Origin of the sequence: Streptomyces sp. NPDC006487 (assembly GCF_042870555.1) — a bacterium.
Lineage (GTDB): Bacteria > Actinomycetota > Actinomycetes > Streptomycetales > Streptomycetaceae > Streptomyces.
Window position 1 is genome coordinate 77,418 of sequence record NZ_JBIAHN010000023.1, and the last position, 21,249, is coordinate 98,666.

Annotated in this window: 19 protein-coding genes and 1 pseudogene; 12 read left to right on the top strand and 8 right to left on the bottom strand. The window is 72.6% G+C overall.

Annotated elements, in window-relative coordinates:
- Nucleotides 1-147: 147 nt before the first annotated feature.
- Together ACFYM0_RS33755 and ACFYM0_RS33760 are read right to left on the bottom strand one after the other, a co-directional pair.
- Nucleotides 148-360 carry a hypothetical protein gene (locus ACFYM0_RS33755; protein ID WP_388508292.1) on the bottom strand — a complete coding sequence of 71 codons (213 nt, stop codon included), beginning with the start codon at nt 358-360 and terminating at the stop codon, nt 148-150.
- 47 nt (nt 361-407) lie between these two features.
- A complete protein-coding gene (locus ACFYM0_RS33760) occupies nt 408-830 on the bottom strand; it encodes a hypothetical protein (protein ID WP_388508295.1) in 423 nt (140 codons plus the stop codon).
- Nucleotides 831-1,194: 364 nt separating this feature from the next.
- On the opposite strand from ACFYM0_RS33760, the gene ACFYM0_RS33765 reads away from it, so the two are divergent.
- On the top strand, nt 1,195-3,273 hold the full coding sequence (locus tag ACFYM0_RS33765) for a transglycosylase domain-containing protein (protein ID WP_388508298.1): 2,079 nt from the start codon (nt 1,195-1,197) through the stop codon (nt 3,271-3,273).
- The gene (locus ACFYM0_RS33770) at nt 3,274-3,735 is read left to right on the top strand and encodes a type II toxin-antitoxin system PemK/MazF family toxin (protein ID WP_388508301.1); all 462 of its coding nucleotides are present in this window, start codon (nt 3,274-3,276) and stop codon (nt 3,733-3,735) included.
- Between the two features lie 59 nt (nt 3,736-3,794).
- Here the strand turns inward: ACFYM0_RS33770 and ACFYM0_RS33775 are convergent, their stop codons facing one another.
- On the bottom strand, nt 3,795-5,699 hold the full coding sequence (locus ACFYM0_RS33775) for a hypothetical protein (protein WP_388508304.1): 1,905 nt from the start codon (nt 5,697-5,699) through the stop codon (nt 3,795-3,797).
- A 187-nt stretch (nt 5,700-5,886) separates the two neighbouring features.
- Here ACFYM0_RS33775 and ACFYM0_RS33780 point away from each other — a divergent pair, with 187 nt between their 5' ends.
- The 3 genes from ACFYM0_RS33780 (at nt 5,887) to ACFYM0_RS33790 (ending at nt 8,640) form a co-directional block, all read left to right on the top strand.
- On the top strand, nt 5,887-6,615 hold the full coding sequence (locus ACFYM0_RS33780; RefSeq protein ID WP_388508307.1) for a ricin-type beta-trefoil lectin domain protein: 729 nt from the start codon (nt 5,887-5,889) through the stop codon (nt 6,613-6,615).
- Nucleotides 6,616-6,729: 114 nt separating this feature from the next.
- A complete protein-coding gene (locus ACFYM0_RS33785; protein WP_388508310.1) occupies nt 6,730-7,551 on the top strand; it encodes a class I SAM-dependent methyltransferase in 822 nt (273 codons plus the stop codon).
- Nucleotides 7,552-7,797: 246 nt separating this feature from the next.
- A complete protein-coding gene (locus ACFYM0_RS33790) occupies nt 7,798-8,640 on the top strand; it encodes a dienelactone hydrolase family protein (protein ID WP_388508313.1) in 843 nt (280 codons plus the stop codon).
- Nucleotides 8,641-8,732: 92 nt separating this feature from the next.
- On the opposite strand, the gene ACFYM0_RS33795 is transcribed toward ACFYM0_RS33790, so the two are convergent.
- A complete protein-coding gene (locus tag ACFYM0_RS33795) occupies nt 8,733-9,605 on the bottom strand; it encodes a TIGR02452 family protein (protein WP_388508316.1) in 873 nt (290 codons plus the stop codon).
- Between the two features lie 71 nt (nt 9,606-9,676).
- On the opposite strand from ACFYM0_RS33795, the gene egtA reads away from it, so the two are divergent.
- The 4 genes from egtA to egtD are packed head-to-tail and all read left to right on the top strand — an operon-like array spanning nt 9,677 to nt 14,299.
- On the top strand, nt 9,677-11,068 hold the full coding sequence (egtA, locus tag ACFYM0_RS33800; RefSeq protein WP_388508318.1) for an ergothioneine biosynthesis glutamate--cysteine ligase EgtA: 1,392 nt from the start codon (nt 9,677-9,679) through the stop codon (nt 11,066-11,068).
- Nucleotides 11,065-12,393, top strand: a complete 1,329-nt coding sequence (gene egtB / locus ACFYM0_RS33805; RefSeq protein ID WP_388508321.1) for an ergothioneine biosynthesis protein EgtB — start codon at nt 11,065-11,067, stop codon at nt 12,391-12,393. The genes egtA and egtB overlap by 4 nt, the downstream gene beginning before the upstream one ends.
- Entirely contained in the window at nt 12,393-13,235 is an 843-nt protein-coding gene (egtC, locus tag ACFYM0_RS33810) for an ergothioneine biosynthesis protein EgtC (RefSeq protein WP_388508324.1), read from the top strand. The genes egtB and egtC overlap by 1 nt, the downstream gene beginning before the upstream one ends.
- Nucleotides 13,232-14,299 (top strand): L-histidine N(alpha)-methyltransferase, encoded by a 1,068-nt coding sequence (gene egtD, locus ACFYM0_RS33815; protein ID WP_388508326.1) that lies wholly within the window; start codon nt 13,232-13,234, stop codon nt 14,297-14,299. Before egtC ends, egtD begins: the two co-directional genes overlap by 4 nt.
- 233 nt (nt 14,300-14,532) lie before the next feature.
- Here the strand turns inward: egtD and ACFYM0_RS33820 are convergent.
- From ACFYM0_RS33820 to ACFYM0_RS33830, 3 genes and pseudogenes are all read right to left on the bottom strand, one after another.
- Nucleotides 14,533-15,066, bottom strand: a pseudogene (locus ACFYM0_RS33820) (lysophospholipid acyltransferase family protein); the annotation flags it as partial.
- Nucleotides 15,063-15,896, bottom strand: a complete 834-nt coding sequence (locus ACFYM0_RS33825) for a GNAT family N-acyltransferase (RefSeq protein WP_388508328.1) — start codon at nt 15,894-15,896, stop codon at nt 15,063-15,065. The gene ACFYM0_RS33825 and the pseudogene ACFYM0_RS33820, both read right to left, overlap by 4 nt.
- Before the next feature lie 183 nt (nt 15,897-16,079).
- Nucleotides 16,080-17,339, bottom strand: a complete 1,260-nt coding sequence (locus ACFYM0_RS33830; protein WP_388508331.1) for an extracellular solute-binding protein — start codon at nt 17,337-17,339, stop codon at nt 16,080-16,082.
- A 166-nt stretch (nt 17,340-17,505) separates the two neighbouring features.
- On the opposite strand from ACFYM0_RS33830, the gene ACFYM0_RS33835 reads away from it, so the two are divergent.
- Nucleotides 17,506-17,721 (top strand): dodecin, encoded by a 216-nt coding sequence (locus tag ACFYM0_RS33835; RefSeq protein WP_243341332.1) that lies wholly within the window; start codon nt 17,506-17,508, stop codon nt 17,719-17,721.
- Between the two features lie 248 nt (nt 17,722-17,969).
- On the opposite strand, the gene ACFYM0_RS33840 is transcribed toward ACFYM0_RS33835, so the two are convergent.
- On the bottom strand, nt 17,970-18,464 hold the full coding sequence (locus ACFYM0_RS33840; RefSeq protein ID WP_388508334.1) for a hypothetical protein: 495 nt from the start codon (nt 18,462-18,464) through the stop codon (nt 17,970-17,972).
- Nucleotides 18,465-18,643: 179 nt separating this feature from the next.
- Here ACFYM0_RS33840 and ACFYM0_RS33845 point away from each other — a divergent pair, with 179 nt between their 5' ends.
- Together ACFYM0_RS33845 and ACFYM0_RS33850 are read left to right on the top strand one after the other, a co-directional pair.
- Nucleotides 18,644-20,140, top strand: coding sequence for a hypothetical protein (locus ACFYM0_RS33845; protein ID WP_388508337.1), 1,497 nt, complete (start codon nt 18,644-18,646; stop codon nt 20,138-20,140).
- Nucleotides 20,141-20,214: 74 nt separating this feature from the next.
- Nucleotides 20,215-21,240, top strand: coding sequence for an MsnO8 family LLM class oxidoreductase (locus ACFYM0_RS33850; protein ID WP_388508340.1), 1,026 nt, complete (start codon nt 20,215-20,217; stop codon nt 21,238-21,240).
- Nucleotides 21,241-21,249 lie beyond the last annotated feature (9 nt).

Sequence of the window (21,249 nt, forward strand, 5' to 3'; positions counted from 1 at the left end):
GCGGCCACGCCGGATCGTCGCCACCCGCACCAACCAGGCCAAGTGGCCGGCTGTGGGCGGAGAGTCCGGGAGTCCAAGACTTCGAGGACTCCCGGACCGGGTTCCGAGACATCAAGCGCGCTCGCGCCTTTGGATCGCCTCTTCGTTCTACCCGTTCGCGCCATCCGTCGGATCCGCAGGGGCTACGCGGTCGGCGATCGTCCGACGGAGACGCGTGATCTTCGGGTCCCAGAACTCCCGGGTGAGGCCGACGAGTCGCTTCGTCACGGGCGGTCCGACGATCACCGCACCGATGCCTACGAAGGCTGCTTTCATCCCATTCTCCGCGATCACGGAAAAGGTGATGTTGATGATCTCCACTAGAACTCCATGTCGATGAGCAGGCGCAGCCATGCCTGCTCCGGAGATCAGGCAGTCAGCGCCCCAGAACGTGCCAGGGCATCGAGGTGGAGTTCCGTTTGCGGCCCGCGAGGGATTGCGGGCGAGGCCATGCGCAGGAGGCCGCAGGGCGATGAGGCGTGAGGTGGTGGATGCCGCGCGTACTCGTACGAATGCAGCTCGAAGAGCAGCCGGGGCAGAACCCGCAGATCGGCAAGCCAGATGATCAAGGTGAGAGCGCAAAACCCCCACCACGGCAACGCCACCCATTTCGCGTGAATCTTCGCGAAGACCTCGTCGACGATCGACCTGGCGGCGGAGAGATCCAACAGGGAGCCCGCGTGGGCGAGGAAGAGGTCGTGCTGATGCTGATACCAGGAATCGAACGCGCAGTATTCCGAGCTGTCTTCGCTCACCGCCGCGCTCCGCATGCCGTCATCGTAGCGGGACATCCAGATGCGAAGCATCGGTGGCTGTAGAGCACAACCGCTGACGAAAGTACGGTGATTCACAGGAAGCCCGCCCTCGTCCACTGCGGCGAAGTCCGGTTACCGCCCTCACCGCGGAGGCCTCCACACGGACACTCGCATCCGCCCGCGATGTCAGGCACGCGTGCAGGTCAGACCGGAACTCCCTACGTTCCCTGCACCCCGCGCACCCGCGCCTCGCGCCTCGCGCCTCGCGCCTCGCGCCTCGCGCCTCGCGTAAGAGTTTCACGAACGACCCAACCACGAACGCGAAATGATCATCCTCCTTGCCGAGTTCCGTCACCACCCCCGAGGTGACGGCTCGCGATCGAGGAGGTCCGCACCCCCTATGAGGCTGCCCCGCAAACGCCGCGTGGACCGCACCGGCAGGACGGACGCGACCGGAAGCCCGGTCCAGACGGAAGGTCCGGAGCGCGCGCGGCGCCCCGGGGGCCGTGCGAAGAGCCGCGAGGGAGCCGGGCGGAAGGCCCGGCGCCTGCGCATCGACCTGCCTCGTCGCGGCCGCCGGGGCTGGCGGCGCTGGATGCCCTCCTGGAAGCTCGTCACCGGACTGTTCCTGCTCTTCGTCGGCGCCCTCGCCGGCCTCGCCACCGTCGTCTACACGCGGGTCGAGATCCCGGATGCGCACGACTCCGCGCGTCGGCAGGCGACCGTGTACTACTGGGCGGACGGCAGCCGGATGGTGAGTGTCGGCGATGTGAACCGGCAGGACGTGAAGCTCTCCGAGGTCCCCGGTTCCGTGCAGCACGCCGTCATCGCCGCGGAGAACGAGGACTTCTACAGCGACTCGGGCGTCTCGGTGACGGGCATCGGCCGCGCCGCCGTCAACATCGTGAAGGGCAAGGAGACCCAGGGCGGCTCGACGCTCACCCAGCAGTACGTGAAGAACACCTATCTGAGCCAGGACCAGACCGTCCAGCGCAAGATCAAGGAACTCTTCCTCTCCGTGAAGATCAGCAACCAGCGGCCCAAGACGGAGATTCTCGAGGGGTACCTCAACACCTCTTGGTTCGGCCGCGACGCGTACGGCGTCCAGGCTGCCTCGTACGCGTACTACGGCATCCCCGCCAAGGACCTGAACCCCAGTCAGAGTGCCCTGCTGGCCGCTGTCCTCAAGGGCGCGGAGAGTTTCGACCCGTCCCTCAGCGCCTCCAACCACCAACGCGCCGAGGACCGCTGGAGCTGGATCCTGGACCGTCAGGTCGGCACGGGTGCGATGAGCGCCGGGGAACGCGCGAAGTACACGCAGTTCCCGGAGCCGAAGCCGCCCGCCAAGCCGACCAGCCAGGCCGGCCAGATCGGCTACCTCGTCGACATCGCCAACAAGTCCCTCAAGAGCCGCGGCGGGATCACGGACAAGGATCTGGCCGCCGGCGGCTACAGCATTTACACCACCTTCGAGAAGGACAAGGTGTCCGCGCTGGCGAAGGCCGTCGAGCAGGTGCGCGCGAACCGGCTGGACCCGAAGAAGCGCCCGGAGGACCAGTACGTACAGGTAGGCGCCGCCTCGATACGCCCCAAGGACGGAGCGATCGTCGCGGTCTACGGCGGCGCCGACGCGATCGAGCACTTCACCAACAACGCGGACACCTCGGGCGTGCCTGCGGCCTCGGCGTTCAAACCCTTCGTGTACGCCGCCGCTCTGGAGGAGGAGGTCGAAGGCACGGAACCGCCGGGCGAGAGCCCCGCACCGCTCCCCCCGAAGCCGACGGCAGCGGGGACGCCGACGGTGTCCGCGCACCTCCGCTCGGCCCTGGTGGACTCCGAGCACATCCCGTTCGTGGAAGCCGGCAAGAAGATCGGGCTGAAGAAGGTGAAGGAGCTCGCGGTCGCGTCGGGGCTGCGCGAGGAGAGCATGGCCAAGCTGGAGCCGACCTTCTCCATCGGGACCTCCACGCCCAGTGCCGTCCGGCTGGCCAGTGCCTATACGACCTTCATCAACAAGGGCCAGGCCACCGAGCCCTACTCCGTGACCAAGGTCGAGCGGAGCGGCACCGCGGTGGACGGCTTCGGCCGGCCCAAGCCGCGTCGGGCCATGAGCTCCGACACGGCCGCGATCGTGGGCGCGGCGCTCCGCCACGTGGGGTGGAACGCCGTCGGACCCCCGAAGGACCAGCGGACCTACCTTCCGTCCTGGGGAGGCAAGACCGGCCCGAACGACCGCATGAACTCCGCCTGGTACATCGGCACCACGCCGGAACTGAGCACCTCCGTCACGATGTTCCGTACGAAGCCCGACGTCACGCAGCTGCTGCCCATGCAGGGCGTGGGGGGCCCCGACTCCGATCGGGGCAGCGCCTTCCCGCCCCTGATCTGGAAGGCCTACCACGAGGTGGTCGCACCCGCGCCGCCGTACCCGATGGATGCTCCCACGACAGAGACCTCAAAACCCAGTAATCTCCCCTAAATGACGGCACTTTCACACCACAGCAACGGTCACGTCGAGCAGCCCGGCCGCGATGGGCACACCGCGACGGCCGAGGCCGATCCGAACGCCATCGGGCCGGTGCAGACCTCGTACGCCCCCGATCGCGACGGGGATCCCGATCCCGGCGAGATCGTCTGGACCTGGGTTCCCTTCGAGGAGAACGACGGGCGCGGCAAGGACCGGCCGGTGCTCGTCGTGGCCCGTGAGGAGAAGGGCACGCTCCTGGCCGTGCAGCTGTCCAGCAAGCGGCACGACCACGACCGGGAGTGGGTCCCCATCGGGACCGGGCCGTGGGACAGCGCGGGGCGGGAGTCCTGGGTGGACGTGGACCGGGTGCTGCGCGTCCACGAGGACGGCATGCGACGCGAGGCCTGCGCACTGGACCGGGGCCGGTTCCAGCTCGTCGTGGACCGGCTGCGCGAGCGGTACGGCTGGCGCTAGGCCGTCTCTTTCGGATCTTGCCTGGCCCGCGCCGCCCGGCAAGATCCGAAAGAGACGACCTAGGTCGAGGCGGCCAAAGACACGCCATCGTGCTGTGACGGCGGCGGCAGCCGTTCCGCCAGCCGGTCCAGCCCCCTCCTCAGGCGGCGGAAGTACGTGGCACGGCTGAGGTGCACCTCGCGGGCGGCCTGGTGGTGGGTACGGGGCCGTCCGCTCAGGTAGTAGGCGCGCAGGATGGCCCCCGCCTCGGCGTCGGCGGGGGCGTCGGCCAGTGCCAGTTCCAGTACGGCGTTGTCCAGCCAGTCGCGCAGCGCATGCGCGGTGGACAGGCCCGGGCGGGCCAGCAGCGGGCTGCGGGCCAGCGCGCGCGGGTCGCGGATGCGGGCCAGCGCCCAGGCCACGGCGTCCGGGGCGTCCTCTTCCGGCCGGCCCGCGGGGCGCCCGCCGGGGGCGAGGGTCCGCATCCAGGCGGGGAGCCCGGCGGGAGTGAAGTCGTGGCTGTAGACCTCGGGCCGCCTCCCGCAGCGGTAGACGTCGTCGCGGATGCCGCCGTGCGGGCGGAAGCTCAGCGTGCGCAGCAGCGTCTGGTAGTCGGGGCTGGCCGTGGACACCACCAGGTGCCCGGCGAGCACCGCCTGGCCCAGGATGTGCCGCAGGACCTGTGCGTGGGCGACCGGGTCCGCCGCGTACGCGGCTCCGAGGAACAGCCCCCCGCCGGGGTGGCCGCGGGAGCCGTCCAGGAGGCCGTCGGCATGCTGCTGGAGCAGGGGTTCGATGCCGGCCTGCGTGCCCTGCGCGACGGGCAGCAGCGCCGCCAGTCCCACGGGCCGGCCGTCCCGGTCCCGGGCCAGCCGGAAGGCGGCGGGGCCGGCCGCGTCCAGCCACTGGCCGGTGATCCGCTCGCAGCGCCGTACGTCGAACCCTCCGCGCACCGCCCACTCGCGCATCAGCCGGCCGATGTCCTCGGTCTCCCCGGCGCCGGCGGGTCCGATGACCGCGGATTCCTCCGCGGGCGGGAACAGCGAGCCGCGCAGGGTCGGGTCGCCGGACAGGAACAGGCCCTGTTCCACCAGCCGTGCCCGCTCCTGCGGGTCGCGGCGTTCCGTCAGCAGGGCCCGCCTGTAGTCGGCGGCGCGGGCGCGGAGCCCTTCGTGGTGCTCCGGGCGCCGCCACTGGAAGGCGAGTTCGAACAGGGTGCGGAAGGGTTCACGGATCGCCAGCCCGAGCCGCTCCCTGCGGACGAGGCTCAGCGCGGCCAGCGCCGAGAACAGTTCCGGGCCGCCGCTCAGCAGCCGCTCGTCCCCCGCCCGTACGGTCGCCAGCAGGCGCAGCGCGTGCCGCCAGCGCCCGCTCCCGGTGGCGGCCGCCGGGCGCTCGCGGTCGAGCCGGAGCAACACCTCCTCGGTCATGGCGTCGGCGACGGCCCCGGGGGCGTCGGCCGGCGTGCCCGCGAGCAGCGTCCGGGCGGCCAGCTGCGCCAGCAGCGGGTTCCCGCCGGCCAGCCGGACCGCCAGCGCCACCGCCTCCGGGTCTTCGAGGCCGCTCGCGCGGATCCGGGTCTCGACGGCCCGCGCCGGCACGGGTCCGAGGGTCAGCGTGGTCAGGGGCCGGCCCGTCCAGCCGGAGACGGCCCGCAGGGGGCGCCGGCCGACCAGCAGCACCGGTCTGCGGGGTCCGCCCGTCCCGGCACGGGGTTCTTCGAGGGCGGCGGCGACGGCTTCGGCGTGCCCGGGCCCGTCCACGCTGTCGACGAGCAGCAGCCCTCCCCCGGGCCCGGCCGCAAGCGCGGCGCGAACCCGGGAGGCCGCCTCCGCGGTCCGTAGCCCGGACAGCTCGACGGCGTCCGCGACGGGCAGCCGCCGGGCCAGCCAGGACTTGCCGCTGCCGAGCCCCCCGCCGAGATGGACGGGCGTTCCGGCTTCCAGGGCGGCCCGCAGCGCCGCGAGCTCCTCGGTTCTCTCCACGCTCCCGGGACGATACCGACCCGGCGTCCCCCCTGGTCAGCAGGCAATCAGCCGTTTTCCGAACGGAGTTGAGACCACGGTGAGACTGTCCGGCGGCGCCGCGCGGCTACTGTCGAGCCGACCGCGGGCCCGGCGGCACCTTCCTCTCCGTTCGACCACCGAACCCCTCTTCCGAAGGGAGCCACGCGTGAAGCTGGCTCGATGTCTGTCGGCCGCGGCCGCCGCCCTGTTCGCCGTCACGGCGCTGTTCGCCTCCCCGGCGGGCGCCACTCCGGCCGCCGCCCCCGCCTCGGCGGCCCTGGCCCCGACCGCCCCCAAGTACTTCACCGGCATGGGCTACGGCCCGTACAACATCGCGGTCGATGGCGCCTGGAGCAGTGCCTACGGCCAGGCCGTGGGCGAGGGCTACGAGACGTTCCGCTGCTCCAAGAGCAACGGTCCGCGGGCGATGCCGATCGGTGACGGCGGGTACTACCAGGTCCTCGTGGAGATCTACTGCAACCCGGCGCCGCCGGCCGGATCCGGCCAGATCGTCGGCGTGCACTCCGGCAAGTGCCTGGACGTCAAGGCCGCGGGCACCAAGGACGGCACGCCGATCCAGATCTACCAGTGCAACGGCACGGACGCGCAGGCCTGGAAACTGGAGAGCGACGGCACGGTCCGCTCGCTCGGACGGTGCATGGACGTCCAGTTCGGCAAGACCGAGAACGGCTCGCTGATCGGGCTCAACTCCTGTCACCAGGGCCTGAACCAGAAATGGGAGGCGATCCCGGGCGGTCTGCTGCGCAGCGTCCACTCGGGCAAGTGCCTCGACGCCCTGGGCTGGGCCACCGGCAACGGCGCCCGGGTCGGGCTGTGGGACTGCACCCCGGCGCACACCAACCAGCAGTGGCGGGGCGGCGCGCTCGGCACCTGATCCAGGCGGGGCCGGGGCCGGGGCCAGAGGTCCCCGCTCCGGCTCCGGCTCCGGCTCCGGCTCCGGCTCCGGCTCCGGCATGTCGCCTTCCCGCCTCCTTGCGACAATGGATCCATGACCGGCACAGGGCCCCAGGACCCGGGGCGCTACGGCGAGCGGGTCTTCCGTCCCGATTCCGTCGGCGAAGGGGACCGGATCGGCCTCGGCTCCCTCACCTACGACGGGACGACCATGTCCCGGCTGCGGCAGCTGGGCGTGGGCCCCGGCTGGACCTGTCTGGACGTCGGAGCGGGAACCGGGACGGTGGCGCGCCGGCTGCTGGAGGAAGCCGGGGTCGCGGAGGTCCTCGCGGTGGACCGGGACGTACGTTTCCTCACCGAGCACCCCGTGCCCGGGCTGACCCCGCTGCGGGCGGACATCACCGCGGACGGTTTCTCCCCGGGCCTCTTCCGGCTGGTCCACGCCCGCTTCGTCCTCATGCACCTGCCGGAGCGGCCGCGGCTGGTCGCCCGGCTCGTCGAGCTGCTCGCCCCCGGCGGGGTCCTGGTGATCAGCGACGCCGTGGACCTGACGACGGACTCCGCGCCCCTCACCCCGTACACCGGCGCGATGCGGGCCATGTGGCGGGGGCTGAGCGAAAGCATCGGGACCGACGTGTCGCAGGTGGTTCACCACCCCGAGCTGCTGGAGGCGGCGGGGCTGGAATCGGTGGCCGCCGAGATCCACGTGCCACCGCTGCTGCCGGGCAGCGCGATCAGCCGGTTCTGGGCGGACACCTGGGACCGGGCCCGGGCGGACATGCTGGCGACGGGGCTCGTCGACGAGGACCGGCTCGCCGAGGCCTTGCGGCTGCTGGACTCCCCCGGGTACGCCGGACTGTCACCCGGCATGCTCACGGCCTGGGGCTGGAAACCCGGAGCACCCGAAGGTTCGTAGGCGTCCGTCGCGGTCCGGCACCCGGGTGGTTACTCCGGAGTAGGCCTACTCCGTCCGGGTGTTGTACGGTCCCTCCCGTCAGCGGAACGTCAGAGGACGTCAGAGGACGTCAGAGGACGTCAGAGGACGTCAGAGGACGTCAGAGGACGTCAGAGGACGTCAGAGGACGTCAGAGGACGTCAGCGGAGGGTGGTGCCGTGCGTCGTCCATCGCGTGCGCCACGGTCGATGAGTGAGGCGGTCGTCCATGGCGGACCATGACCTGTCGGGCTTCGAACGCGGCACCTTCACCCACGGAGGCAGCACGCGTCCCGTCCTGCGCCGCGGCAGCGGGCCGGCGGTGATCGTGATCGCGGAGATTCCCGGGATCACCCCCAAGGTGCTGGAGTTCGCCGAGCGGGTGGCCGCGCTCGGCTGCACCGCCGTGCTCCCGGTGCTGTTCGGCACGCCCGGACGCGACCCCCACCCCACGGCCCACGGCCTGCTGCGGGGCGCCCTCTACACCGCTTCCACCGTCTGGAACGTGTGCGTGAGCCGGGAGTTCACCGTCCTGGCCACCGGCCGGAGTTCGCCCGTCGTGAGCTGGCTGCGCGCGCTGTCCGCCTACGAGCACCAGCGCTGCGGCGGCCCGGGCGTCGGCGCCGTCGGCATGTGCCTGACCGGCGGCTTCGCCCTCGCCATGGCCGTCGACGAGCACCTCCTCGTGCCGGTCCTGTCGCAGCCGTCCCTCCCCCTGGGCATCACCGCCCGCCGACGGGACGGCATCGACATCTCGCCCGGGGACCTCGCCGCCGTCCGTGGACGCTGCGAGCGCGAGGGCCTGCAGGTGCTGGGGCTGCGCTTCGGGAGCGACCGGCTCAGCCCCGGCGCCCGTTTCGCGTTCCTGCGCCGCGAGCTCGGCGACGCCTTCGTCGCCGCCGAGCTGGAGGACGAGGACGCCAACCCCGAAGCCGTGCTGCCGCCGCACTCCGTCCTCACCGAGCACCTCGTCGACCGGCCCGGGCAGGCCACCCGCGCTGCCCTGGACCAGGTGCTCGACCTCTTGCGGACCCGCCTGCTCCCGGACCCGGCCCAGCCCTCCCGGGCCTGAGCCGTTCCGGGCCTGAGCCGTCCCAGTCCTGAGCCGTTCCGGGCCTGAGCCGTCCCAGTCCTGAGCCGTCCCGGGCCTGAGCCGTCCCAGTCCTAAGCCGTCCCGGGCGCGTCGTCGCCTCCGGTCCGCCACTCCCCCGCGAGCACCCGCTCGAAGGTCTCCCGCGTCTCCGGATTCCGGTCGAGGACGCCGAAGACCACCCGTTCGAACACCCCGGCGAACCGCCCGGCCAGCAGTCCCCGGAAGGCCTCCGCCACCTGGGCGGGGTCGTTCCGGAAGACCCCGCACCCCCAGGCCCCCAGCACCAGCCCCCGGTAGCCGTGCAGCGCGGCCACCTCCAGCACCAGCTCCGCGCGGCGGGCGAGCGCGGCGGGGAGCTCGGGCTCGCGGTCCGGTTCCTGGCGGCGGATCGTGCCCGCGTTCGGGGCCGGCGAGGTGAGGAATCCGGCCCGGAAGGGCGTGTCCAGCAGGTCGCCCCGGTCGTCGCGGAAGACGGGGACCCCGGGCGAGTGAATCACCCGGTCGGTGTAGAAGGTGCTGACCTCGGCGCGGTGGATCTCGTAGTACTCCGGGGCCTCCAGGAGGGTCTCGTACAGCGCCGAGGCGCGGCAGAGGGCCTCCTCCTGGGCCTTGGCCCCGCGGACGTAGCCGCCCCCGGGATTCCGGGCCGAAGCGAAGTTCAGGACGGCCACCGGAACCGTGCGAACCGTCCCCGGGCGCTCCTCGGCGAGCCGACGGGCGGCGACCGTGCTGCTCTCGCCGGTGACCTCGACGACGGTCCGGTGGGCGCCCTTCGCGATCAGCTCGCCTGGAATGACCCGGTTTGGGCCATATATTCTGGTTCCTGCCTTGGCCTCCGCCACGGCGGCGGCGAGCGACACCTGCCGTCCCGACCGCGTCCGGTACCCCCCGGCCGCCACGATCTCCGCATTCTCCCGCGCGATCTCGCGCAATCTGCCGCTCATGCGGCGATCTTCGGCGCTCCGGCAGGGCGCCGCAATGGATTTGTGCCCCAAGGGACGGGTAGGCACGGGTGATGTCACAAACGACGACAGGAGACGAGGGCCCCGTCATGCCCCAGGACTCGCTCACCCGACTGACCGAAGCAGGCGCCGAGGAGCTGCTCCACGGCATCTGTTTCAAGACCGGCCCGCCCCGCCTGCTCGGTGCGGAGCTCGAATGGCTGGTGTTCGACGCCGAACGACCCGACCGGCCCGTTTCCCACGAGCGCCTGACCGCCGCGCACGACGCGGCCCGCGCCCTCCCCCTCGGATCCCGCGTCACCGTCGAGCCCGGCGGCCAGCTGGAGCTCAGCTCGGCCCCCGCCTCCTCCCTGACCGGATGCGTCGACGGCCTCCAGGCCGATCTGACCGCCGTCCGAGGCGCCTTGCGCGACCAGGGCCTCGTCCTGCACGGACTCGGCCAGGACCCGCGCCGACCGCTGCGGCGGATGCTGGCCAGCCCGCGGTACGAGGCCATGGAGACCTACTTCGACCGCACCGGCCCGGCCGGGCGCGCCATGATGTGCGCCTCGGCCTCCGTCCAGGTGTGCGTGGACGCCGGTCACGAGGAGCCCGGCCCGCTGGGGCACGGCAGGCGCTGGCGCCTCGCCCACCTCCTCGGTGCGGTGCTGGTCGCCGCCTTCGCCAACTCTCCCGCGCACGAGGGCCCGTACGCCGGCTGGCGGTGCGCCCGCCAAGGGGTCTGGAGCGACCTCGACACCCGGCGCTCCCTCGCTCCGCCCCTGGAGGCGGAGCCGCGCGGTGCGTGGACCCGGCAGGCGCTGGACACCGAGGTGATGTGCGTGCGGACGGGTGCGGACGGCGGGGTGGACGAGGAGGGTGCGCCCTGGGCGGTACCGCGCGGGCTGACCTTCCGCGACTGGATGCGCTCCGGAGCGGGCCTGCGCCCGCCGACCGCCGCGGATCTGGACTACCACCTGACCACCCTCTTCCCGCCGGTACGCCCCCGGGGCCATCTGGAGCTGCGGATGATCGACGCCCAGCCCGGCGAGGACGGCTGGCTGGTCCCGGTGGCCGTGGTGCACGCGCTGTTCGACGACCCGGAAGCCGCGGAGACCGCGTACCGGGTGGCGAAGGGGCTGGCCGACTCCTACGGCACCCGGCCCGCGCCGCGCAATCCGCTGTGGCGCTCCGCCGCCCGCAACGCGCTGGCCGATCCGGAGCTGCGGTCCGCCGCCCGCGCCTGCTTCCGGGCCGCGGCCTCGGCACTGCCCCGGCTGGGAGCCGGCGGCCACATCATCGACACCGTCGGCGAGTTCACCGAGCGCTACGTCTCCCGAGGCCGCTGCCCGGCGGACGACCGCACCGAACCGCAGCAGGCCCGGACCGGGACGCAAACGCGGGCCGAAGCCCACACTCAGCAGCCCCGGCACCGCCGGCCGGCCGGCGAGGAGGCACGCTCATGACCGCCGAACCCGAGCTCCTGCGCGAGCGGGCCGCCGCCGCCCTGACCGCGGCGCGCGTCCGGACGGCCGGACTCACCGATGCCGTCACCGAGACGGAACTGACCGCGCAGCACTCCCCCTTGATGTCCCCGCTGGTCTGGGACCTCGCACACATCGGGAACATGGAGGAACTCTGGCTGCTGCGCAACGTGGCAGGACGCGAGTCGATGCACCCCGAGATAGACCCGCTCTACGATGCGTTCGAGCACCCCCGGGCGGAGCGCCCGAAGTTGCCCCTGCTGAGCCCGGAGGAAGCCCGCCGGTACGCCGCCGAGGTGCGCGGCCGGGTCTTCGACCTGCTGGAGCGCACACCCCTGGAGGGTACCGCCCTGCTGGACGGCGGCTACGTCTTCGGGATGATCGCCCAGCACGAACAGCAGCACGACGAGACGATGCTGATCACCCATCAGCTCCGGCAGGGCGCGCCGGTTCTGGCGGCGCCCGACCCGGATCCCCCGCAGGGGCCGCCGCGGGCGGCCGAAGTGCTCGTACCGGCGGGGCCGTTCACGATGGGAACTTCCGCGGAGCCCTGGTCGCTGGACAACGAGCGGCCCGCGCACGTCCGCGAGGTCGAGGCGTTCTGGATCGACACCGTTCCGGTGACCAATGCCGCGTACCAACAGTTCATGGCGGACGGCGGTTACCGCGAGGAGCGGTGGTGGGAGGCGGCCGGCTGGGCGGAGATCCGCCGGCACGGAATCGAGGCCCCCCTGTTCTGGCACCGTGAAGGCGGTACCTGGCTGCGCCGCCGCTTCGGGGTCACGGAGCCGGTGCCCGGGGACGAGCCGGTGCTGCACGTGAGCTGGTACGAGGCCGACGCGTACGCCCGCTGGGCGGGGCGCCGGCTGCCCACCGAGGCGGAGTGGGAGAAGGCCGCACGCCACGATCCGGCGGCCGGCCGCTCCACCCGCTACCCGTGGGGCGACGCGGACCCCACGCCCGCGCACGCCAATCTCGGCCAGCGCCACCTGCGGCCGGCCCGGGCGGGCGCCTATCCGGACGGGGCCTCCCCGCTCGGGGTGCGCCAGCTCATCGGCGACGTGTGGGAGTGGACCGCTTCCGACTTCCTCCCCTACCCCGGTTTCCGGGCGTTCCCCTACCGCGAGTACTCGGAGGTGTTCTTCGGCCCCGAGCACAAGGTGCTGCGCGGCGGTTCCTTCGCCGTGGACCCCGTGGCCTGCCGGGGCACCTTCCGCAACTGGGACCTGCCGGTGCGCCGGCAGATCTTCTCCGGGTTCCGGACCGCGCGCGGCGCCGTCCCCGCAGGCTCCGCCGGGCAGGCCTGATGTGCCGTCACCTCGCTTACCTCGGGGCGCCCGTGAGCCTCGGACGGGTGCTGAGCGAGCCCGGGCACTCGCTGGTCCGGCAGTCGTGGGAGCCGCGCCGCCAGCGTTCCGGCACGGTCAACGCCGACGGCTTCGGCGTCGGCTGGTACGCGGAGGGGGACCCGGTGCCCGCCCGCTACCGCCGGGCCGGTCCGATCTGGGGCGACCTGACCTTCGGCGACCTCGCCCGGGTGGTCCGCAGCGGAGCCGTGCTGGCCGCCGTACGGGACGCCACGCGCCCCGGGGCGGACGGGGAGGCGGCGGCCGCCCCGTTCTCGGAGGGGCTGTGGCTGTTCAGCCACAACGGCTCGCTGCGGGACTGGCCGGACTCCGCGGCCCCGGTCGCGGCCGGCCTGCCGCCCCAGGAGCTGCTGTCCATGGCCGCCCGTACGGATTCGGCGCTGATCTGGGCGCTGGTCCTGCACCGGCTGCGGACGGACCCGGACCTCGGTGCGGCACTGGCCGGGACGGTGCGCGAGCTGGCCGAGGCAGCGCCCGGATCCCGGCTGAACCTGCTGCTGACCGACGGCCGGGCCATCGCGGCGACGGCCTGGGGGGATTCCCTGTGGTATCTGGCCGACGCCCGGGCGCAGCGCACGGTCGTGGCCTCCGAGCCCTACGACGACGACGCGCGCTGGTGCGAGGTACCCGACCGGACCCTGCTGACCGCCACCCGCACCCGGGTCGATCTCGTCTCCCTGAAGGAGACCCCCGTCGGCGCACCGCACACACCGCACACGCCCCACGCACCGCACTCGCCCCACGCACCGCACGCACCGCACCAAGGAGACGAAGGCACGTGAACGACTTCCAGCTCCAGCTGACCCGCACGCTCGACGAGCACGCCGCCGAGGAAGCGCTGCGCACGGATGTGCGCGACGGGCTGACCCGGTCCCCCAAGTCGCTGCCGCCCAAGTGGTTCTACGATGCCCGGGGCAGTGAACTCTTCGAGGAGATAACCAGGTTGCCCGAGTACTACCCGACGCGCGCCGAGCGGGAGATCCTGCTCGAACGGGCCCGGGAGATCGCCTCGGTGAGCGGGGCCCGCACCTTGGTCGAGCTGGGCTCCGGCTCCTCGGAGAAGACCCGGCACCTGATCGAGGCGCTGCCCGCGCTGGACACGTACGTACCGGTGGACGTGAGCGAGAGCGCGCTGACCGGGGCGGCGAAGATCCTGCTGGAGGAGCATCCGGGACTGCGCGTGCACGCGTTGCTGGCCGATTTCACCCGGGCGCTGCGGCTGCCGGAGTCCCCCGGGCCGCGGCTGGTGGTGTTCCTGGGCGGCACGATCGGGAACCTGCTGCCGGCGGAGCGGGCCGTGTTCCTGGCCGACGTACGGGCGATGCTGTCACCCGGGGACGCCCTGCTGATGGGGACGGACCTGGTGAAGGACCCGGCCGTCCTGGTGTCGGCGTACGACGATGCCCAGGGGGTGACTGCCGAGTTCAACAGGAACGTGCTGTCCGTGGTGAACCGGGAGTTGGGCGCGGATTTCCACACCGCCGACTTCGAGCACGTGGCGGTGTGGAACCGGGAGCACGAGTGGATCGAGATGCGGCTGCGGGCCCGCGGGCCGGTGGTGGTGAAGGTCAGGGCGCTGGATCTGGAGGTGCCCTTCGAGGCGGGTGAGGAGATCCTGACGGAGATCTCGGCGAAGTTCCGTCAGGAAGGGGTCCGCAAGGAACTCGCCTCCGCGGGACTGGAGTTGACCCATTGGTGGACGGATGCGGCGGGCCGCTTCGCCCTGTCGCTGTCGGTGGCGGACGGTATCGGCGCCGATGGCTGGGAGGGGACGCCGGGCAGCAGCGGCGGCGCCGGTCGTGACACGGGTACCGGTTCGGCGGGTTCGGCGAGCACGGCGGCCTGAGCCGCCGCCGCGAGGTCCCGCCGGTGCCCGTACCGGCCCGGCGGGATCCGCGGCAGCAGCCACACCTCGGCCCGTACCCCGCGGGCCCGCGCGATCCGCCACAGGGAGGCGGTCAGCGGATCGTCCCCGATGAAGGCGGGAGCCCCGGCCGGCCCCCCGTCGTCGAGCAGGTAGCTGATCCGTACGGGCTGTACGGGCACCCGCGCGTCCAGCGCGGCCTGGAACGCGGCCCGCCGGAAGGGGCCTTGGGCGCGTCCGCACCAGGTGGAGCCCTCGGGGTAGACGGTGACGCGGTCTCCGGTGAGCAGGGCCCGGGCGAGGGCGTCGACGGTGGAGGGCAGGGTGCGCAGCCGGTCGCGTTCGATGTAGAGGGTGCCGGCCTGCCGGGAGAGCGGCCCGAGCACGGGCCAGCTCCGGATGTCGCTCTTGGCCAGCATCCTGGAGGGCATGACGGCGGCGACGAGCGGGATGTCAAGCCAGGAGATGTGGTTGGCGACGATCAGCCTGCCTCCGTCGGGGCCGGGGGTCCCGTGCACGGTGATCCGCAGGCCGAAGGCGCCCAGCAGGGCGGCGGCCCAGGCCCGTACCACCACGTGCCGGGGCCGCTCCGGCAGCAGCCTCAGCGGCGGGGCGCCCAGGATCCCGAGCAGCACCAGGGCGATGGCGCCGGCGAGACGCAGTACCGCGCGCGGCACGCTCGCGCTGCGCCCCTCGTGGCCGGCGCAGCCCGTGGGAGTGCAGGGCGAGGTCGGGAGCCAGGCGCTCATGCGGCCGGGGCGAGCGCGAGGAAGTGCTTGAGGTAGCGGGGGTTGGTACGGCGCAGGGAGAGCAGGACGTACAGGTCGGCGCAGCCGAACTCGGCGTCGAGGGCGGGCTCGCCGCAGACCCAGGCGCCCAGGCGCAGGTAGCCGCGCAGCAGCGGGGGCAGTTCCATCCGGCCGGGGAAGTCGATGCCTTCGGGGTTCCAGGGGAGGTGCGGGGCGACCCGGTACTCGACGGGGGCGAGGCTGCGGGTGAGGACGTTCTCCCGGGTGGCGGCGGCCAGTACCCCGCCGTCGGAGAGCGGTATGGAGCAGCAGCCGGCGAGCCAGTTGTGCCCGGAGCGGTGCATGTAACGGGCGAGGCCCGCCCAGATGAGGGCGATGACGGCGCCGTTGCGGTGGGCGGGGTGGACGCAGGAGCGACCCACCTCGACCAGGTCGGGGCGGATGGGAGCGAGGGCGGAGAGGTCGAACTCGCCCTCGGAGTAGAGGCGTCCGGCGACGGCGGCGCGTTCGGGGGGCAGCAGCCGGTAGGTGCCGACGACCTGCTCGGTCTCCTCGTCCACGACGAGGAGATGGTCGCAGTAGGCGTCGAAGGCATCGGAGTCCAGGCCCGGCTCCGGTCCGTCGAGACGGGCTCCGAGCTCACCGGCGAAGACCTGGTGGCGCAGCCGCTGGGCGGCGCGCACCTCGTCCTCGTTGCGGGCGAGGCGGACGGCGTAGCGGGGTGCGGGGGTTTCCTCGGCGTGCGGGGTGGGCGCCGGGGAAGAGGTGAAGGCGGAGACGGGGGCGACCGCGGGGGGAACGACGGACGGGGACAGGGGGGCGATGGTCATGACGGCTCCTGGTCCGGCACGGGAAGCCAGGCCGGCAGGTGTGTGGCCTGGCTTCTTTACTTCTTCCGTGACCGGCTGGATTCGACATGGCCGCTTCGCGGCCCTTGGATGTGCGGACGCTGAACTTGGCGGGCGGCCCCCTCCGGAGCCCTCCCTCCCCCTCCGGAGCCCTCCCGCCCCGGATCAGCGGTCGGAGCTGAGGACCTTGCTCATGGCATCGGAGGCCGCCTTCGCCGCCTTCCGCGGGTCCTGGCCGGTGAGGACGGCCGTCATGTACGGCTTGATCGGGTTCTCGGCCTCCACCTCGGCCCAGCGGGGGGACTGCGGGGTGGCACGGCCCTGGGCGGCGCCGGGGGCCATCGCCGTGGCGCCGTCGTTGCCCTGGAGCACGTGCGCGAGGGTGGTCTTGTTGGGTACGTAGCTCATCGTGCGGGCGAGCTCGGTCTGCCACTTCTCGCTGACCAGGGCCGTGATCACGTCGACGGCGTGTCTACGTTGCTTCGTCTTCTCGGGGATGATCAGGTCCGAGCCGCCGGTGAGGACCGAGCCCACCTTGTCGGCGGTCTTGCCGGGGATCGGGAAGAAGCCGAGCTTGCCCTTGAGGTCCGGGTTCGCGGCCTCGATGGCGGCGGCCTGGCCGGGCGGGGCGATGATCTGGGCGATCCCGCCGCGGGCGAAGACGTCGGACTGCGGGGGCGTCTCCTCGTCGGCATCCTTGGGGCCCTCACCGAGGGCCTGGAGCTGCTGGTAGAACTCCATTCCCGCCAGGGCCTTCTCCTCGTCGAGGGTGCCGTGCCACTGGCCGCCGCTCTCGACGGCGAGCTCGCCGCCCTCGTCCCAGACGAACCCGGCGAGGACGTACCAGTTCTGCCCGGCGAGGTAGATGCCCTGCTGGGCGCCCTTGTCGAGCTTCTGCGTGGCCTGGATCCATTCCTGGCGGGTCTTGATCGGTGCCTTGACCCCGGCGCTCGCGAAGAGGTCCTTGTTGTAGATCACGACGCGGTTGGCGGCGTACCAGGGGACGCCGAACTGGGCGCCGTTGACCTTGCCCGGTTCGGAGAGACCTTTCAGCCAGTTCTTGCCGTCCCACTCGCGCAGGGCTTCCAGGGTGAGTTCGGAGACTCCGCCCCCCTCGACGTACTGGGCGACCTGGGTGTTGCCGACCTCGATGACGTCGGCGCCTTCCTCGCTCTTTCCGGACAGGACGGCGTTGACCTTGTCGCCGATCCCCTTCCACTCCTGGATCTTCACCTCCAGGTCCACGCCCGGATGTTCCTTCTCGAAGGTGCTGGTGAACCGACCTATGAAATCGTCGGAGGCGCTGCCCTTCATCAGCCAGAGCGTCACCTTCTCCGTACCTCCGCCCGACCCGGCGAGACTGCAGCCGGTGAGGGCGGTCACGGCCGCGAGAGCGGTGGACACGGCAAGGAAGCGCATCTTCACGAAGGTCACCTTCTGGGGGATGGATCGCAGATGGCTTGAAATTGGCATAGACCAATGGGTGGGTCAAGGGGGTATCGCTATGGATTGTTCACGCATAGTTCGCGAACCCGGACTTACTGGGGCACCGTAGAACAAGGCAACAGCCACCCAGTGTCGGGAGACCCCCATGTCCAATCACACGTACCGGGTGACCGAGATCGTAGGCACGTCCCACGAGGGCATCGATCAGGCCATCCGCAACGGCATCGCCCGTGCGGGCGAGACGCTGCACAATCTGGATTGGCTTGAAGTCGTGCAAATCAGGGGCCACATCGAGAACGGCGAGATCGCGCACTACCAGGTGGGGATCAAGGTCGGCTTCCGTCTCGACGGCGAGGCCTGAGGCACGCCATCCCGGCGCCTACGGGACTCCCTGGGGCCCGCGGGAACGCCCGGGGGCCCCTCGGATGCCCGGGCGGCCCCTCGCGCTCCCGGGGGCTCCTCCCGCGGCCCGCGGGAGGAGCGGGCACGTCGGCAGGCGGGCCCGTCCGGAGTACCGGGCCCACCCCGGGGCACCGGCCCACCCGGGGGGCACCGGCCCGCCCGGCCCGCCCGAGGAGCTCGGGGGCCTGGAGGAGCACGCGAACGCGTTCAGGTGCGCCCCTCCCCCTCCTGCGCGTCCTTGAGCTCCGGCGCGTCCGCCGCCCAGTCCGCCACGACCACCCGGAAGCCCGCCGCGCGCGCCGCCTGGCACACCAGCTCGTCGTCGTCCACCAGCATCCGCACCTCGCGGCCCCTCGAGATCCGGCGTAGGACCTCCAGCTTCGTCGTGCGGGCGGGCCGCCGGTCCTGGTTCCCGCGCATCCACAGCCGCCCCTCGGGCAGCCCGTTCCGGGCGAGCCAGTCGTCGGTGTCCGCGCGGCACCGCTCCGGGCGGCCGGTGAGGTACACGACCTCGCAGTCGGCCGCGCTCTCCGTCGCGAGCGCGATCCCGCGGGCGAGGGGCGGATCGGCCGGAGCCGCACCGAAGAACCCGCTCCAGTCGCGCGGCCGGCGCTCCAGGAAGTGCTGGCGGTGGGCGGTGTCGGCCAGGGTGTTGTCGATGTCGAAGACGGCCAGGGGCCTGCGGTTCTGAGTCTCGGTCACCCCGCCAGCCTAAGCAGGAGCGGCTTCCGGACGGCGCGGGGTTTTCGGTGCACCGACCAGCGATGCACCAGCGATGCACCGACCAGCGATCGCGCTCGGTCCACGGCCGGGCGAGGCCGGTAGGGTCGTGGCCCGGTGGTCCCGGGGGGGGGCCGGCTGACACACGGGGGTTACGACAGATGCCTACGCCTGGGGAAATCTGGGAGGCCGCCGACCTGCCCGCGCGCCGGCTCGCCGGGGTGGCCCTCAATCCGTCCTCTCCCGAGGACGTGCTGCTGCGTCTGCTCGCCGACGGTCCGCCGGCCGTACGGATGGTGCTCTGCCGCGACCGGATCCTCCCCGACGCCGTCGTCGAGGCCGTGCTCAGGCACCCCGACACCCGTACCCGCAGCTTCTTCGCCCGCAATCCCCACGTCGATCCGGCCCAGCGGGCACGACTGGTCGACGATCCGGAGTGGTTCGTCCGCGCCCACCTCGCCCAGGCGCCCAGACTGCCTGTCGGCGGCGTGTACAGGCCACTGCCCGACGAGACCGTCGTCCACATGATCAACACGTACGAGAACGACATCCTGCCCGACTACCGACAGATCTCCATGGAGCTGCAGCGGTCCATGCCCACCCATCCGGACGCGAAGGTCCGCAGCTGGGGGGTCGGCAGGTGGGGTGTGCTGCCCGCCGAGATCCGGGCTGCGCTGCTGGCGGATCCCGACGAGGACGTCCGGGAGGGGGCGCGGCGGCACGTGCAACGCGAGGATCCGGCGTGGGTGGAGCGCGAACTGCCCGACCGGACGTGCCACGCACGCTGGGACATGCTGATGCACATGCCCCTCAGCAGAACCGTCGTGGACGGCGTCCTGACCTCTCCGGTCGCCGAGGGCGAACGGGCGGCGATCGCCGACAACCCCAGCCTGCCCGCCGACGTGGTGGTCCTCCTGGCCGGCGATCCGGACCCGGAGGTGCGCGAGCGGATCGCGCACCGCACCGACCTCGGACCCGCCGAGATGCGCGCGCTCGCCGTGGACCCCGACCCGACGGTACGGCTCGCCCTGTCCGTGCACCCCGCGCTGAGCGAGGAGGAACGGGCCGGGATCGACTACGAGGTCCCCGCGGACGACCGATTCCATCCGTGGCCCGGGCCCAGAGCACCCCGGGACCCCCAGGAGGTCCGCCGGGACGCGACCTCGGGCCACCCGCTGCTTCGCCAGAGGGCCGCCGTGGTCCCCACGCTGCCGCCCGATCTCGTGGAACGCCTGGCCGCCGACGAGGATCTCGGCGTACGCGTCCTGCTGGCCCAGAGCCATCCGGACGCCCCGGCCGCCCTCCTGCTCCGCAGCTACCTCGAGTACACCGGCGAGCGCGCGCACCTCACCACCCGGCCGAACTTTCCCACGACCGGCCTGGCCGCCTTCGCCGACCACGAGGACCCCGAGGTCCGAGCCCTGGCCGCCCTCGACCCACAGACCGCGCCGGACACCGTGGAGCGCCTCACCCGGGACCCGGACCCGGTCGTGCGCGCAGCGATGGCGCGCCACCCGAACCTTCCGCAGCACCGACTGGCAGAACTCCTCGACGACGAGGAACTGGCCCACGTGGCCGCGGCGAACCCCGCATTGGATGCCGAGGTGATCCACCGGCTGGTGGCGGCGATGCAGGAACGGCCGGCACGACCGATGTGACGCAGCCGGACGCCGCCCGACGGCGCCCGACGGCGCCCGGGGAATCCTGACGTCCTCCGTGCGTTGACCCCAGTGTGATCCGCACACTCTCGATACTCGACCGGTCCCGCACCCGCGAGGGGCACCCCGCCGCCCAGGCCCTGCGCGACACCGTGGAGCTCGCGCGCACCGCGGAGCAGCTCGGGTACCGCAGGTTCTGGGTCTCCGAGCACCACAGCGTGCCCGGGGTCGCCGGATCCGCGCCCACCGTGCTCGCCGCCGCCGTGGCCGGGGCGACCGCCCGGATCCGCGTCGGCACCGGCGGAGTGATGCTGCCCAACCACCAGCCCCTGGTCGTCGCGGAGCAGTTCGGGGTCCTGGAGTCGCTGTTCCCCGGCCGGATCGACATGGGGCTCGGCCGCTCGGTCGGCTTCACCGGCGGGATCCGCCGCGCCCTCGGGCGGGACACCGCCGACGCCGACCGGTTCGAGGAGCAGCTGGCGGAGCTGCTGGGCTGGATCGACGGCTCGCAGCGGGCGCACCCCGAGGTGCACGCCCGCCCGGCGGAGGGGATGCGGATCCCGGCCTACGTGCTGGCCACCGGCGAGGGGGCGGGGATCGCCGCCCGCGCCGGGCTGCCCCTGGTCGTCGGGGACCTGCGGGCCCGGGCGCGGGTCGCGGAGATCGTCACGGCGTACCGCTCGGAGTTCCGGCCCTCCGCCTGGGGCGCGCGGCCGTACGTCGTGGCGTCCGGAACTGTCGCGGTGGCGGCCACGGCCGAGGCCGCCCGACGGATCCTGGTGCCGGAGGCCTGGGCGGTCGCGCATTCCCGCACCAGGGGCAGCTTCCCGCCGCTCCGCCCGGCCGAGGAGGTCGAGGCGCTCACCATGAGCCCCAAGGAGCGGGAGCTGTACGAAGGCGCCCTCGCCGGTCACATCCACGGCACCGAGGAGCAGGTCGCGGCGGAGCTGTCCGAGGTCGCGGAGCTGACCGGGGCGGACGAACTCCTGGTCACGACGTCCACGTACGACCGGACGGCCCTAAGGGAATCCTTCGGCCGGCTCGCCCGGCTCACCGGCCTCACGGAGGGCGCTGGGCAGTCCGGCGGCCCCGGACACTAAACTAGGACG